A 14,672-nucleotide genomic window follows, 5' to 3' on the forward strand; every position below is an offset into this window, starting at 1 on the left:
GGTGGGGTTCAGGGGGCGCCGCGCAACACGGCCGCGCCGACGGCGGCCTCGGTGTGCGCGACCAGTTCACGCAGCGGGGGAGGCAGCGCGGGGACGAGCACGCCGAGGCGGTGGTGCGCCCGGGGGCTGGCGCTCCACAGCACCTCCCGGCCCAGGCCGGCGGCGGCGACCAGGCCCAGCAGCACGGCGTCGGGCACGGCGGGAGGCTCCGGCCGTTCCAGCAGCGCCCGCAGCCTGGTGGCCGGCCAGGCGACCGCGTTGAGGTCGATCGGCAGGTAGCTGATGGTGGTGCGCAGCAGGCGCCGGGTCTCCTGCCGGCGCAGCACGCCGGCCCGGGCCAGCCGCTCTCCCACCGAGGTGACGGACGACTGGGCCAGGAAGGCCAGCCAGGTACGGATCTGCTGGTGCTGGGGCTCGCCGATCAGCTGGTCCAGCACGGTGTGCGAGAGCGCGTCGGCCGGCGGACGCCGGTCGATGACGGTGATCCTGCCGTCGGCCACCGTGAGGTGTCCGAAGAGGACGAGCTCGCCGAGGAGTGCGCCCGCGAGCCCCAGCCCGGTCGCGGCCGGGTGAAGTTTCGCCTTGCCCCGACTGTCGTTGTGGGCGATGAGGAAGAACTCGTCGGCGATGAGCAACGAGCCTCCAACGCGGTGAGTCCACAGGTGATCGACGCCGGGTGACAGGATGCACGCACCCTTCGCGGTATGCAACTCCCGGATTCGCCGGTTGCACTCCGTACACCTGCGACCTGCGAATCTTGTCGTGACAGACTCGGAGGGTGACTGCCAGTCCCACCGTCCGCCGCCGCCGGATCGCCCGAGAACTGCGCCAGCTGCGCGAGCGTTCAGGAATGACCCTGGACGTGGCGGCCCGCCAGCTCGACATGTCCAAGAGCAACCTCTCCCGAATCGAGAACGCCCAGATCGGCATCAAGCCGCGCGACGTCCGAGCCGCGCTCGCGCTGTACCAGGTCACCGGGGCGGACGCGGAGGCGCTGATCGAGATCGCCCGGGGCGCGCAGCAGCGCGGCTGGTGGCAGAACTACAGCGACGTGCTGCCGGAGTGGTTCGAGTTCTACGTCGGACTGGAGGCCGAGGCGGCGAGGCTGCGCACGTACGAGGCGGAGGCGGTGCCCGGACTGCTCCAGACCGAGGCGTACGCCCGGGAGGTGTACCGGCGCACCGCCGGCGAGGAGGGGCTGGAGCGCAAGGTGGCGGCCCGGCTGCGCCGGCAGGAGGTGCTGCGCCGGGACGACCCGGTCGAGTTGTCGGTGGTCCTCAACGAGGCGGTGCTGTGGCGACCGGTGGGCGGGCCGGCGGTCATGGCGGAGCAGTTGGCCCACATGGCTCGGGCAACCCAGTCACCCAACGTGACAATCCAGGTACTTCCGTTCTCGGCCGGCGGACACCCGGCGATGAGCTGCCCGTATGTCATCCTCAACTTCGCTGACGCCGCCGACGCATCCGTGGTCTACCTGGACAATCTCACCATGGGACTGGCGCTGGAGGAGGCCGCGCACGTGAGCGGGTATAGCCTGGTGCACGAGGAGCTGTGCCGTTTGGCGCTGTCTCCGGCGGACTCCGCAGCCCGCCTGGAGGAGGCTTCTCGTCACTTTGCGTGACCGCCTGGCGGCACGCTCACCGGAGAACGTGAGGTACGGGGATGATCACGCTCGACCTGTCCGGGGCGACCTGGCGCACGAGCACTCGCAGCACCGGCAACGGTAACTGTGTCGAGGTGGCCACCGTGGCTGCCCGGGTGGCCGTACGGGACAGCAAGGACCGGCCGGGCCCGGTGCTGGTCTTCCCGGAGGCGGCCTGGGCCGCCTTCGTCACCGGCATCGACGCGGTGCGCCCCGACTGACCGTCGGGGTGCCACAGTGGGCACCGTGCTCTCCGACGTCTCCCTCACCCTCCCGGTCAGCCCGGCGCTCCCGGCCCTGGTCGCGGCCCTGTCCGCGGGGGGCGCCGCCGTCCTGGTGGCGCCCCCCGGCACCGGGAAGACCACCCTGGCCCCCCTCGCGGTCGCCGACCGGGTGGCGGGCCGGGTGCTGGTCGCCCAGCCGCGCCGGGTGGCCGCCCGCGCGGCGGCCCGCCGGATGGCGGACCTGCTCGGCGAACGGGTCGGCGGACGGATCGGGTACGCCGTGCGCGGTGAGCGACGCGGCGGCCCGGCCACCCGGGTCGAGGTGGTCACCACCGGGCTGCTGCTGCGCCGGTTGCACCACGACCCGGAACTGCCCGGGGTGGGCGCCGTCCTGCTGGACGAGGTCCACGAGCGACAGCTCGACGCCGATCTGGCGTTGGCCTTCACGGTGGAGGCCCGGGCCACGCTCCGCCCCGACCTGTGGCTGCTGGCGATGTCCGCCACCCCGGAGGCCGACCGGTACGCGGCGCTGCTCGGCGCCGACGGGCCGGCCCCGGTGGTCAGGGCCGAGGCGGCGCTGCACCCGGTGACCCGGGTCTGGGCGCCCCCGCCCCGACCGGTGACGCCGCCCGGCGCGGGCCGGGTGGACCCGGCCCTGCTCGACCACGTGGCGGCCACCGTCCGGCGGGCGCTGGCCGAACGCGACGGGGACCTGTTGGTCTTCCTGCCCGGGGCGGGCGAGATCGCCGCCGTCGCCCGGCGGCTGGCCGACCTGGCCGACGGGGTGGCCGTCCTGCCGTTGCACGGGCGGCTGACCGGCGCGCAGCAGGACGCCGCGCTGCGGCCGGCGCCGCGCCGCCGGGTGGTGCTGGCCACCGCCGTGGCGGAGAGCAGCCTCACCGTGCCGGGGGTACGGGTGGTGGTGGACGCCGGGCTGAGCCGGGTGGCCCGCACCGACCTGTCCCGCGGGCTCGGCGCTCTGGTCACCGTGCCGGTGTCCCGGGCCGCGGCCACCCAACGCGCCGGCCGGGCCGGTCGGGAGGCCCCCGGGTACGTGTACCGGTGCTGGTCGGCGGCCACCCACGAGCGGCTGGCGGCACAGCCGGAACCGGAGATCGCCACCGCCGACCTGACCGGTTTCGCCCTGGAGCTGGCGGGCTGGGGCAGCCCGGACGGTACCGGGCTGGCCCTGCCCGACCCGCCGCCGCCGGCCGCGTTGGCCGTGGCCCGGGAGACGCTGACCACCCTCGGCGCGGTCGACGCCGATGGTCGGATCACCGCCCGCGGCCGGGCGATCGCCGCCGCCGGGATCCACCCCCGGCTGGCTCGCGCGCTGCTCGACGGGGCCGTCCGGGTCGGTGCGGACCGGGCGGCCGAGCTGGTGGCGCTGCTGGCCGAGGAGGGGCTGACCGGCCGGGACGACGACCTGGCCGCCGCCTGGCGGCGGGTGCGCGCCGGCGGCGACCCCACGGTCACCGCCCGCTGGCGGGCCGAGGTACGCCGGTTACGGGGCGCGCTGCCGGCTCGGGCAGCCGGGCCCGACGGCGCGGTGGGGGCAGGCAGCGCGCCGGCGACCGACGGCAGTCGGGGGCGACTGCCCGACGATCTGGCGGCGGGGCTGCTGGCCGGCCTGGCGTACCCGGAACGCCTCGCCCGGGTACGCCGGGCCGGTGACTCGTCGTACCTGATGGCGGGCGGGACCGCCGCGGAGTTGGCGGCGGGGACGGGCCTGGCGGGCGTCGACTGGCTCGCCGTCGCGGTGGCGGACCGCTCCCCCGGTGCGCCGGCCGCGCGGATCCGGCTGGCTGCCGTGATCGACGAGGCGACGGCGCGGGAGGCGGGCGGGCCGTTGCTGCGCGAGCGGCGGGAGGTGCGCTGGGCCGGCGGTGACGTGCTGGCCCGGGAGGTGGTCCGGCTGGGCGCGATCGAGTTGGTCAGTCGCCCGCTCGCCCGGCCGGGGCCGGAGGAGCTGGCCGGCGCGCTGCGCGACGGGTTACGCCGGGAGGGGCTGGCGCTGCTGGGCTGGACGCCGGCGGCCCGGGCGTTGCGCCAGCGGCTGGCGTTCTGCCACCGGGCGCTCGGCGGGGACTGGCCGGACGTCGGCGACGCGGCGCTGCTCGCCACCGTCGACGACTGGCTCGGCCCGGAGCTGGCCACCGCCCGCCGCCGGGCCGACCTGGCCCGGGTCGACGTGGCGGCGGCGCTGCGCCGGATGCTGCCGTGGCGGGTGGCGGCCCGCCTGGACGAGCTGGCCCCGGAGCGGATCGAGGTGCCCAGCGGGTCGCGGATCCGGGTGGACTACACCGACCCGGCCGCGCCGGTGCTGGCGGTGAGGCTCCAGGAGACCTTCGGCTGGACCGACGCGCCGCGGATCGCCGACGGTCGGGTGCCGGTGCTGCTGCACCTGCTCTCCCCGGCCGGCCGGCCGGTGGCGGTCACCGCCGATCTGGCCTCCTTCTGGCGTGGCGGGTACCCCCAGGTCCGGGCCGAGCTGCGGGGACGCTACCCACGCCACCCCTGGCCGGCGGACCCGGGCACCGCCGCGCCGACCCGGCACGCCACGCCACGGCGGCGCTGAGGCTCACTCGTCGATGACGTCGGCGACGACCACGGTGATGTTGTCCGGGCCGCCGGCGCGTAGCGCCAGGTCGATGAGGCGACGGGTGCAGTGTTCCCGGTCCGGGGTCTCGGCGAGCACCTCGGCGAGGGTGTCGGGGCGGACGACGTTGGAGAGCCCGTCGCTGCACAGCAGCCAACGGTCACCGGCCCAGGGCACCAGGGTCGCGTACGCGGGGGACACCTCCTCGCCCTGCAGGGCCTGGGTGACCACGGCCCGGCGGGGGTGGCTGGCTGCCTCCTCGGGGCTGATCAGACCCTGGTCGACGAGCATCTGGACGAAGGTGTCGTCCCGGGTGATCTGTTTGAGCGTCCCCTCCCGGAACAGGTAGGCCCGCGAGTCGCCGACGTGCGCCAGGGCCAGGCAGCTGCCGGTCCGGGCGAAGAGCAGGGCGGTCAGGGTGGTGCCCATGCCCTGCCGTTCCGGATCCTCGGCGACCGCCCGGCGGATCCGCTCCGTGGCCAGCTCGATGCCGCTCTGCAACGCGGCTACCAGGGCGTCCTCGGGGGTCTCCACGTCCAGGGGGGCGATCGCGTCGATGGCGATCCGGCTGGCCAGGTCACCGGCCGCCATCCCGCCCATGCCGTCGGCGACGGCGACGAGCCAGGCACCGACGTGCAGGGCGTCCTGGTTTCCGCTGCGGATCAGCCCACGGTCGCTCGTCCCGACGGAACGAAGCTTCAGGGTCATGGGAGGCAGCCTGCCAGGCGAAGGGCCGTGTTGTCTCTAGGAGATCAGTACGACGGCGCGTGGCGCGGCGAATCTCACTGCCGCTCGCGTTTCCCGGGTCCGGGCGCGGTACTTTCATCCAGCCGGATCGATTGACAGGGGCGAGACGCGCTGGAAACATCGGGCTGATATTGGGAGCGCTCCCAGCGGGGCGCTGCCGGTGTGCCCCACCGCTCTCCGTCCCCCCGGAAAGGAATCCCCCGTGATCCTGCTCCGACGCCGCCGGCGCGAGCTCGCGCTGCTGGCCGCGACCACCCTGGCGGTCACCGCCGCCGGTGCCGGCGTGGCCCACGCCGAGGTGCCCCCGGACGCGCCCGAACAAATCAGCAACGGCGACTTCAGCGAAGGACTGTCGCCCTGGTTCACCTACGGCACCGGCACCCCCACCGTGTCCGACGGCCGGCTCTGTACCACCGTGCCGGGCGGCCTGGCCAACCCCTGGGACGCCGGCATCGGCCACGACGGGGTGAAGCTCAACGCCGGCGCGGAGTACCGGCTCGGCTTCGACATCTCCGCCGACCCGGGCACGACGGTCAAGGCCGTCCTCCAACTCGGCAGCGCCCCCTACACCGCGTACGCCACCGTGTCGGCGACCCCCGGGCCGCAGACCGCCCGGGTGGAACAGACCGTCACGGTCCCCGACGACAACCCCAACGCCCAGCTCATCTTCCAGGTCGGCGGCGCCGCCGCCGAGCAGCGGATCTGCCTGGACAACGTCTCGCTGCGCGGCGGCGAGCCAGCCCCGCCGTACGTGCCGGACACCGGGCCCCGGGTCCGGGTCAACCAGGTGGGCTACCTGCCCGGCGGGCCGAAGAACGCCACCGTGGTCACCGAGAAGACCGAGCCGCTGGACTGGGAGCTGCGCTCCGCCGCCGGCACGGTGGTCGCCAGCGGTCGCAGCACCCCGCGCGGCGTCGACGAGGCATCCGGGCAGCACGTGCAGACCGTCGACTTCTCGACCCACCGCACGCCCGGCACCGGCTACACCCTGGTCGCCGACGGCGAGACCAGCCACCCGTTCGACATCTCCGGCACCGTGTACGACCGGCTGCGCTCCGACGCGCTCCAGTTCTTCTACGCCCAGCGCAGCGGCATCACCATCGACGGCGACCTGATCGGCGAGGAGTACGCCCGCCCGGCCGGCCACCTCGGGGTGGCACCCAACCAGGGCGACACCGAGGTGCCCTGCGCGGCCGACGCCTGCGACTACACCCTCGACGTGCGGGGCGGCTGGTACGACGCCGGCGACCACGGCAAGTACGTCGTCAACGGCGGCATCGCCACCTACCAGTTGCTGAACACGTTCGAGCGGACCAAGACCGCCGAGACCGCCGACGCCGGCGCGGCGCTCGGTGACTCCACGCTGCGGGTGCCCGAGCGCGGCAACGACGTACCCGACATCCTCGACGAGGCCCGCTGGGAGATCGAGTTCCTGCTGCGCATGCAGGTACCGGCCGGCAAGCCGCTCGCCGGGATGGCCCACCACAAGATCCACGACCGGGCCTGGACCGGGCTGCCACTGGCTCCCGAGGACGACCCGCAGCCGCGCGAGCTGCACCCGCCGTCAACCGCGGCCACCCTCAACCTGGCCGCCGTCGCCGCCCAGTGCGCCCGCCTCTTCGCCCCCTACGACGCGGCCTTCGCGGCCCGCTGCGGCACCGCCGCGAAGAGCGCCTACGCGGCGGCCAAGGCCCACCCCGAGGTGTACGCCCCGAACGGCGGCGTCGGCGGCGGCCCCTACGACGACACCGACGTCACCGACGAGTTCTACTGGGCGGCGGCCGAGCTGTACCTGACCTACGGCGACAAGACCTACCTGGCCGACGTGACCGCCTCCAAGCACCACACCGGCGACGTCTTCACCCCCACCGGGTTCGGCTGGCAGAGCGTCGCGGCGCTGGGCCGGCTCGATCTGGCCACCGTGCCCAACGGGCTGCCGGCCGCCGAGAGGGCCCGCATCCGCGCCTCGGTGACCGAGGCCGCCGACGCGTACCTGGCGACGCTGCACGCCCAGGCGTACGGGTTGCCGATGCCCGCGAACGGCTACTTCTGGGGCGCCACCAGCAGCGTGATCAACAATGCGGTCGTGCTGGCCACCGCCTTCGACCTGACCCGGAACGCGACGTACCGCGACGGCGCGGTGCAGGCGGCGGACTACCTGTTCGGGCGCAACGCGTTGAACATGTCGTACGTGACCGGCTGGGGCGAGCAGCACGCCCGCAACCAGCACAGCCGGATCTTCGGCCACCAGCTCGACCCGTCGATGCCGAGGCCACCGGCCGGTTCGCTGGCCGGCGGCCCCAATGCCGATCTTCAGGACCCGTTCGTCGCCCAGTTGCTCAAGGGCTGCAAGCCGATGTTCTGCTACGTCGACGACATCAACTCGTACTCGACCAACGAGGTGGCGATCAACTGGAACTCGGCGCTGGCCTGGCTGGCGTCGTTCCTCGCCGACCAGGGCGACGCCGGGGCGGTGCCGGCACAGACCTGCACGGCGACGTACCAGATCCACGGCAGCTGGCCGGACGGGTTCAACACCCAGGTCACCGTCCGCAACACCGGCACGAAGGCGATCAACGGCTGGACCGTCCGGTACGCCTTCACCGGCGACCAGGAGGTCACCCGGGGTTGGTCGGCCCAGGTGAGCCAGGACGGGGCCACCGTCACGGCGAGGAACCTGCCGTACAACGGGAAGATCGCACCCGGCGGCAGCGTGACCTTCGGCCTGGTCGGCAAGGCCGGCGCCCTGGCCAACCCGGCACCGAACCTGGTCACGGTCAACGGCGCCTCCTGCGCCCTGTCCTGACACCCGGCCCTGCCGGGACGAGCTAGATCCGCACGGTGCACGGCAGGTCGCGGTGTCCCCGGCCGGGGACACCGCGACCTCCCGTGTGTGGCGACCCGGTCGAAGCGACGGCGCGCCTGCGGGTCAGCCGGTCACTGGCTGGCGGGCAGGCCACCGACCTGGGTGTTGATCCAGGCACGGATCGAGGGGAGGTCACCGTAGATGGACGGGCCGGTGGCGCAGGTCGAGTTGTTGTTGCCGGCCCGGCTGGTCGCGCCGATCAGGTGCCACACCCCGTTGATCCGGCGTACCTGCGGGCCGCCCGAGTCGCCGTAGCAGGCACCGGAGTTGCCGTTGGTGTTGTTGGTGCAGATCTCGTACGGGGCGTTGATGCCGACGCACCGGTTGTCGGCGACGATCGAGGTGTCGAGCTCGTGGGCGACCGCCGGCGCGGAACCGCAGCCGCGCTGCGGGCAGGTCTGGCCCCAGCCGATGATCCGGGTGGCCGTGCCGACCGCGCCGGAGGTGGTCGGGATCGGAGCGGGGGCGTAGCTGACCGAGCTGGCCAGTTGCAGCAGCTTCACGTCGATGGTGGGGTGGTTGACCGCCCGGGTCACCCGGACCACCGTCCCGCCGCTGGTGCGGTTGTTGCTGCCCACCCGCACCGACGAGGGCGTCGGGCAGTGCTCCGCGGTGACCGCCCAGTTCGCCTTGATCAGCGTGCCGGTGCAGCCGGACACGTACACCATCCAGGGGTAGTTCTCGCTGGCCGGTCGACCACCGACGACGTACGGGCCGACGTCCGTGCCGGTCCAGGTGTAGGTCAGCTCGGCGGCCCGCGCGGTCGCGCTGCCGGCGAAGAGCGCGTCCACCCGGGACGCCTCGGCCGGGCTCGGGGTGGCGTTGGCGCAGGAGACCGGGGCGCTGCTGCCGGACATCAAGTCGGAACAGAGGCCGGTGCGCCGGTCCGGCAGGCCGAGGATGTGGCCGATCTCGTGGGTGGCGATGCGGGTCCGGTTGTACCCCTGGTTGACGGCCTGCCAGCCCATCCACACCCGGCCGTTGCCCAGGCTGGTCGTCTGCGCCCGGGGCCAGCCCGAGTCGACGTAGATGGTGATGTTGCCCGGCGTACGCGGGGCGAGCCGAACGTTGCTGACCGAGTTGTTCCAGATGGCGGCGGCCTGGTCGAAGTTGGTGCGGAACTCGCCGGCCCGGCTCGCGTCGTAGTAGACGGTCCGGGGCGCGGCGGAGGCGGCCGTGCTCTGCGCCGTGACCATGCCGGCGGTGGCCAGCACCGTCGCGAGCAGGGCTCCGGCCGTACGTGAGAACTGACGTCGTCGGATCATCCGACCTCCCATCGATCGATGTTTGGTGATATTAAGCCATATCGATCGCACTCGGTCACATAGCGGATCCGTCATACGCCGCGCGGAGCCAGGGCAGGCGCGGCGGCCGGGCGGGGCGGGTCCGCGCGAACCCGCCCCGCGCCGGTGGACCACCGGGGTCAGCGCCAGGTGACGTCCGAGTCCCGGTAGAGGCAGTGCCTGCTGTCCGGGCCGGAGCCGAGCTCCTTCGGCTCGCTGCCCTTCTTGACGCCCTGGAAGCGGGTGCAGATCTTGGTCTTCCGCCCACTGTCCCCGACGACCGTGATGTTCGAGAACCGGGCGGTGTCGCCCCAGTTGGAGTTGATGCCCACGAGGGTCTTGACCTTCGTGGCGGTCACGTTCTGGAGCACCACGTGCCGCTGGTGGGAGGTGGAGCAGTTGCCGCAGGCCCGGTAGAGCTTGCCGGAGTTCTCCACCTGGAAGTTCCTGATGGTCACCGTGCCCGCGCCGTTGTGCTGGAACACCTTGTCGGAGCCGGAGCGGGCACCGCCGCCGTCGACGGTGTAGCTGCTGCCGCCGGTGAACGTGGCCGCGTCCTCGCCCACGTCCTCCCACCACACGTTGACCAGGGTGCAGTTGCCCTTGCAGTGCACGCCGTCACCGGCCGGGGCGCCGATGATCACGTTGCGCAGGGTGGCCCCGGGGGCCAGTTCGAACATCGGGTCCTGCTTCTCGCTCTGCCCGCCGTCGCCGATGCCGTAGTAGCGCTTCATTCCGCCGTTGAGACCACTGCTGGGAACGGGAATGGTGGCGTTGACCTTGACACTGCCGGACGGCGACGGCCAGCTCGCCAGGATGGTCACCGGCGCGGCGGCGGCCGGCGCGGCGACCACGTCCCGCGCCGCGGGCGCGGCGTTCGCCACCGGGCCGAAGCCCGCGACGAGGGTCGCGGCGAGCACGGCGGCACCGACGGCCGCGCGTCCGCGTCGGGTACGTTTCGGTGTGGTGTGCACGGAATCTCCTCCTCGTGCCGAGGGGTGGACCGGAACGGCGCACGGTCGGCCGGGGACGTGGCCGGGGACGGTACGCACCGCTCCGCCGGGAGGGCCGGGAGCCACTGGACTTCCTCCCGAGGAAAGGGCTTTCCAGGCACGAAGCTAGCCGCACAGATAGAGATGTGTCAATAAGCTCGACCTCCGGCGACGGCGACTGCGGGCAGCCCCCGGTCACGGTGCTCGGCCCGCCCACCCGCGCCGGCCGGCGACACCGGTCAGCCGATCTCCTCGTCCACGAAGCACCAGCGCCAGCTCTCCCCCGGCTGGATCGACCGCATCACGGGATGTCCGGTGGCCTCGAAGTGCCTCGTCGCGTGCTGGTAGGCGGAGGAATCGCAGCAGCCGACGTGCCCGCAGGTCAGGCAGGACCGCAGATGCACCCAGTCGTCGTTGCCGACCGCCACGCAGTCCGGGCACCCGTCGGTGGTCTCCGGCGCGACGTCACCGGCCCCGGCCAGATGCGGACAGCTCATCTGTCGTCCTCCTGTCGCAGCAACGACTCCTCCAGATCCAGGTCGCGGTAGGCCCGCACCAGCACCTCCTCGGAGATGCGGCCGGCGTCGCGCGCCGAGCGGAACACCTCCCGCTCGGCGTCGATCATCGCCTGCCGAAGCCGCCCGTACGCCCGGGACGGGGTTTCCCGCTCGCTGCCACCGAGCCGCTCCCAGGCCAGGTTGGTACGGTTCTCCACCACCCGCCGGGCCCGGTCGGCGACCGCCTTGGGCACGGTGTCGGCCAACGCGTCGAGCCGCTCCCGGGCCGCCCGGCTGGCCTGCTGCTGCACCGCGGCGGCGGAGAGCGCCTCCTGCACCGGGTCGTCCGGCGGCAGCCGCAACCGGCGGGCCACCACCGGCAGGGTGGCCCCCTGCACCACCAGCGTCACCACGATCACCGCGAACGCCAGCCAGATGAACAGCGCCCGCTGGTACGGCCGGTCCCCGGCCAGGGTCAGCGGCAGACCCAGCGCGGCGGCCAGGGTGACCACGCCCCGCATGCCGGCCCACCCGATCACGATCGGCGCCCGCACCGGCGGACTCGGGTCCTTGCGCCGGATCCGCGGCACCAGCCGGGCCAGGTAGGTGGCCGGGAAGACCCAGACGAACCGGGCGAGAAAGACCGCCAGCAGCACCGCCGCGGTGATCCCGGCGAGCCGGCCGACCGGCTCGTCCAGATTCCGCAGGACCTCGCGGAGTTGGAGCCCCACCAGCAGGAAGACCAGCCCTTCCAGCAGGAACCGGGCCAGCCGCCAGAACGCGCCGATCTGCAACCGGGAGGCGGCCGACATCAACAGCGGCATCCGGTGCCCGATGCCCAGACCGGTCACCACCACCGCCACCACCCCCGAGGCGTGGATCTCCTCGGCGGCGAAGACCACCGCGAACGGCACGATCAGCGACAGGGCGTTGTCCAGCAACGGGTCGCTGGTCCGCCGGTGCAGGTAGCCGAAGACCAGCACGCCGAGCAACCCGATCAGCACCCCGCCGCCCGTGGCGACCAGCACCTCCTTCGCGACGTAGCCGAACCCGACACCCCCGGTGCTGGCCGTGGCGGCGGCGATCGCCACCCGCAGCAGCACCAGCGCGGTGGCGTCGTTGAGCAGGCTCTCGCCCTCCAGGATGGTCACGATCCGCCGGGGCAGCCCGACCCGCCGGGCCACCGCGGTGGCGGCGACCGCGTCGGGCGGCGCCACCACCGCCCCCAGCGCCAGGCAGATCGCGTACGGCAGGTCGGGCAGGAGCAGGTGCACCACGGTGCCCACCACGAACGCGGTGAAGATCACCAACCCCACCGCGAGCAGCAGGATCGGCCGCAGGTTGAGCCGGAACGCCGGCACCGACGTCTCCAGGGCCGCGACGTACAGCAGCGGCGGCAGGATGCCCACCAGCACCAGGTCCGGGTCGAGCCGGACCTGCGGGAAACCGGGCAGGAAGGACAGCACGAGACCGACGACGACCAGCAGGATCGGCGCCAGTAGACCGAGGCGACGGGCCAGCGCCGCGCCGAACGTCGCGATCGCGAGGAAGACCACGACCTCGAACAGTGCATCCATGGGATACGAGCCTAGGCTCGTCACCCTTGGCGAAGATCAGGGGACGGTCCGCAGTTTCGGCAGCACCTCGGCGCCGAACGTGTCGATGAATCCCGCCTGCTCCTGCCCCACGTGGTGCAGCGCGATCTGGTCGAAGCCCAGTGCCACGTACTCCTCCAGCCAACCGACGTGCCGGCCCAGGTCGGCCGAGACGTTCACCACCTCCGTGACCTGCTCCATCGACACCCTCTCGCTGACCACGTCGAAGTGCTCGGCGGTGTCGAGATCCCAGCAGACCGGCGGGGCGAAGACGTTGCTGCGCCACTGCTCGTACGCGATCGCCTCGGCCTCGGTTCGCTCGGGTGCCCAGCTCAGGTGCACCTGAAGGTGCAGCGGCCCACGTCCACCCGCCCCCCGGTACGCGTCGATGATCTGCCGCAGGTGCTCCGTCGGCGCGTTGACCGTGATCAGGCCGTCCGCCCACTCGGCGCACCACCGCGCGGTCTCGACGCTCACCGCCGCGCCGACCAGCGCCGGCGGCTCCTCGGGCCGGGTCCACAGCCGGGCCCGGTCCACCCGGACCAGGCCGTCGTGGCTGACCTCCTCGCCGGCCAGCAACGCGCGGATGATGTCGACGCACTCCCGCAGACGGGCGTTGCGCACCTCCTTGCGCGGCCAGTCGTCGCCGGTGATGTGCTCGTTGCTCGCCTCGCCGGAGCCGAGCGCGGCCCAGAACCGGCCCGGGTACATCGCACCGAGGGTGCCGATCGCCTGCGCGATGATCGCCGGGTGGTAGCGCTGGCCCGGGGCGTTGACCACCCCGAAGGACAACCGTGTCGCCTGCAGGGCGGCACCCAACCAGGACCAGGCGAAACCGGAGTGCCCCTGCCGCTGGCTCCACGGCGAGAAGTGGTCGGAGGACATGGCCGCGCCGAAGCCCGCCCGCTCGGCGTGGATCACCGCCTCCAGCAGCTTCCGTGGATGGATCTGCTCGTGGGAGGCGTGGAAGCCGAACACCGTCATGGGCAGCACTCCTACCCATGACGGCGTCCGGCCAATCGCTACTCGGCGTGGGCGCCGACCCCGGCCGAGGTGGCTCTCTCCCCCACCCAGACGGTCTTGGTGTTGCAGAACTCGCGCATGCCGACGGCCGACAGCTCGCGCCCGTACCCGGAGTTCTTCACCCCACCGAAGGGCAGCTCCGGGTACAAGGTGGTCATCCCGTTGACGAAGACGCTGCCGGCGTCCAGGTCGGTGACGAAGCGTTCCTGCTCGCCGGGATCGGTCGTCCAGGCGTTGGCGCCGAGGCCGAACGAGGTGCCGGCCGTCAACGCCGGCGCGGCGAACCGCGTCACCTGCCAGAGGGGGAAGTTCCACGGCCCGATCGGCTGGTACCGGACGAACGCCCGCCTCGCGGCGACCGCCTCGGCGTCGGCGGGCTCGTCGGCGAGCATCCGCTCCGCGTGGGCCGCGTAGAACCGGCAGGCGGTGGCGCACTTGGCCACCTCGGCCCGGGCCGCCGCGTACGTCTTGCCCATCTCGGTGGTCATCATCCGGGCGGTTCCCGATGGCGGCGTCGACCTGCTCGTCGGGCATCGGATCGTACGACTTGAGCGTCTGACCGGTGGCGGGGTTGGTGGTGGCGATGGGCATTCGTGCTCCTGTCACTCGAAGAGTGAGTGCCGTACGCCCGGCTCCTCGCGGTGGCGGGCGGCACGGCGGCGCTGGATGACGACCAGGTCGACCACGGCGACCACGGCGAGGAGGGCACAGACCACCCCCAGCCAGGCCACGTCGGCGCGGAACGCCAGCGCCGCGAAGACGGTCATGCTGACCAGTCCGAACAGGGCGAGCAGGGCCCGCATGTTCAACGCGCTGTAGGCGTGCCCGACCGTGCCGCGGGCACGCCGGGGCTGCGATCTCGTCATCTCGTCGGGCTACCCGGGGACGGACGGGGCTAACCCGGCCCAAGCGCCCCGCCCGGCGCTGGCTGGCGTTCTTCTCGCGAGCCTGGCCGCCACCCGGCTCGCCGCCCTCCTAACAGATCCAGGTTTCCCTATATCGTTTCTGCCGGGAAGCCGACAGGAGCGAACCGCCCCGGCCCGTCGGCCCCATAGAGTCACCGTGCCGTCACCGCTGGCCGTCGGAGCGGGGGAAGACATGCCACGCCGCTGGGTCGCCGCCGTCGCCTGCCTGTTGGCGTTGGTCGGCCTCGCCTGCGAGAAGGGCGGCGCCTCCCCCTCCCCCGGCCCGTCACGCGGGTCCC

The 14,672-nt window shown here is 73.2% G+C and carries 12 protein-coding genes and 2 pseudogenes; 4 read left to right on the plus strand and 10 right to left on the minus strand.

What is annotated here, in order from left to right:
• Positions 1–8 precede the first annotated feature (8 nt).
• On the minus strand, positions 9–635 hold the full coding sequence (locus tag E1165_RS23215; protein ID WP_132393874.1) for a GPP34 family phosphoprotein: 627 nt from the start codon (positions 633–635) through the stop codon (positions 9–11).
• 143 nt (positions 636–778) lie between these two features.
• On the opposite strand from E1165_RS23215, the gene E1165_RS23220 reads away from it, so the two are divergent.
• The 3 genes from E1165_RS23220 to hrpB are packed head-to-tail and all read left to right on the plus strand — an operon-like array spanning position 779 to position 4,444.
• On the plus strand, positions 779–1,621 hold the full coding sequence (locus E1165_RS23220) for a helix-turn-helix transcriptional regulator (protein WP_132393875.1): 843 nt from the start codon (positions 779–781) through the stop codon (positions 1,619–1,621).
• A gap of 41 nt (positions 1,622–1,662) precedes the next feature.
• Positions 1,663–1,863, plus strand: coding sequence for a DUF397 domain-containing protein (locus tag E1165_RS23225; RefSeq protein ID WP_132393876.1), 201 nt, complete (start codon positions 1,663–1,665; stop codon positions 1,861–1,863).
• Positions 1,864–1,888: 25 nt separating this feature from the next.
• On the plus strand, positions 1,889–4,444 hold the full coding sequence (gene hrpB, locus E1165_RS23230) for an ATP-dependent helicase HrpB (RefSeq protein ID WP_132393883.1): 2,556 nt from the start codon (positions 1,889–1,891) through the stop codon (positions 4,442–4,444).
• A gap of 3 nt (positions 4,445–4,447) precedes the next feature.
• On the opposite strand, the gene E1165_RS23235 is transcribed toward hrpB, so the two are convergent.
• Positions 4,448–5,173 (minus strand): PP2C family serine/threonine-protein phosphatase, encoded by a 726-nt coding sequence (locus E1165_RS23235; protein ID WP_132393877.1) that lies wholly within the window; start codon positions 5,171–5,173, stop codon positions 4,448–4,450.
• A gap of 241 nt (positions 5,174–5,414) precedes the next feature.
• On the opposite strand from E1165_RS23235, the gene E1165_RS23240 reads away from it, so the two are divergent.
• Positions 5,415–8,018 (plus strand): glycoside hydrolase family 9 protein, encoded by a 2,604-nt coding sequence (locus E1165_RS23240; protein WP_132393878.1) that lies wholly within the window; start codon positions 5,415–5,417, stop codon positions 8,016–8,018.
• A 131-nt stretch (positions 8,019–8,149) separates the two neighbouring features.
• Here the strand turns inward: E1165_RS23240 and E1165_RS30845 are convergent, their stop codons facing one another.
• The 8 genes and pseudogenes from E1165_RS30845 to E1165_RS23275 form a co-directional block, all read right to left on the minus strand.
• Positions 8,150–8,869, minus strand: coding sequence for a trypsin-like serine protease (locus E1165_RS30845; protein ID WP_371687387.1), 720 nt, complete (start codon positions 8,867–8,869; stop codon positions 8,150–8,152).
• Positions 8,864–9,418: pseudogene (locus tag E1165_RS30850) on the minus strand (snapalysin family zinc-dependent metalloprotease); the annotation flags it as partial. The pseudogene E1165_RS30850 and the gene E1165_RS30845, both read right to left, overlap by 6 nt.
• An 83-nt stretch (positions 9,419–9,501) precedes the next feature.
• The gene (locus E1165_RS23250; RefSeq protein ID WP_243704951.1) at positions 9,502–10,335 is read right to left on the minus strand and encodes a pectate lyase; all 834 of its coding nucleotides are present in this window, start codon (positions 10,333–10,335) and stop codon (positions 9,502–9,504) included.
• Positions 10,336–10,592: 257 nt separating this feature from the next.
• A complete protein-coding gene (locus E1165_RS23255; RefSeq protein ID WP_132393879.1) occupies positions 10,593–10,850 on the minus strand; it encodes a UBP-type zinc finger domain-containing protein in 258 nt (85 codons plus the stop codon).
• Positions 10,847–12,427 carry a Na+/H+ antiporter gene (locus E1165_RS23260; RefSeq protein WP_132393880.1) on the minus strand — a complete coding sequence of 527 codons (1,581 nt, stop codon included), beginning with the start codon at positions 12,425–12,427 and terminating at the stop codon, positions 10,847–10,849. Before E1165_RS23260 ends, E1165_RS23255 begins: the two co-directional genes overlap by 4 nt.
• Positions 12,428–12,463: 36 nt before the next feature.
• A complete protein-coding gene (locus E1165_RS23265) occupies positions 12,464–13,429 on the minus strand; it encodes a TIGR03885 family FMN-dependent LLM class oxidoreductase (protein WP_132393881.1) in 966 nt (321 codons plus the stop codon).
• Positions 13,430–13,467: 38 nt separating this feature from the next.
• Positions 13,468–14,059: pseudogene (locus E1165_RS23270) on the minus strand (aldehyde dehydrogenase family protein).
• An 11-nt stretch (positions 14,060–14,070) separates the two neighbouring features.
• The gene (locus tag E1165_RS23275) at positions 14,071–14,334 is read right to left on the minus strand and encodes a DUF6343 family protein (RefSeq protein WP_132393882.1); all 264 of its coding nucleotides are present in this window, start codon (positions 14,332–14,334) and stop codon (positions 14,071–14,073) included.
• Between the last annotated feature and the right edge of the window lie 338 nt (positions 14,335–14,672).

The organism is Micromonospora sp. KC723 (genome assembly GCF_004348595.1).
In the GTDB taxonomy this organism is placed as follows: Bacteria; Actinomycetota; Actinomycetes; order Mycobacteriales; family Micromonosporaceae; genus Micromonospora.

Coding starts and splice junctions, on each gene's coding strand:
- E1165_RS23225 (WP_132393876.1), top strand. CDS start 1,663: ATGATCACGCTCGACCTGTCCGGGGCGACCTGGCGCACGAGCACTCGC.
- E1165_RS23235 (WP_132393877.1), bottom strand. CDS start 5,173: ATGACCCTGAAGCTTCGTTCCGTCGGGACGAGCGACCGTGGGCTGATC.
- E1165_RS23255 (WP_132393879.1), bottom strand. CDS start 10,850: ATGAGCTGTCCGCATCTGGCCGGGGCCGGTGACGTCGCGCCGGAGACC.
- E1165_RS23260 (WP_132393880.1), bottom strand. CDS start 12,427: ATGGATGCACTGTTCGAGGTCGTGGTCTTCCTCGCGATCGCGACGTTC.
- E1165_RS23265 (WP_132393881.1), bottom strand. CDS start 13,429: ATGACGGTGTTCGGCTTCCACGCCTCCCACGAGCAGATCCATCCACGG.
- E1165_RS23275 (WP_132393882.1), bottom strand. CDS start 14,334: ATGACGAGATCGCAGCCCCGGCGTGCCCGCGGCACGGTCGGGCACGCC.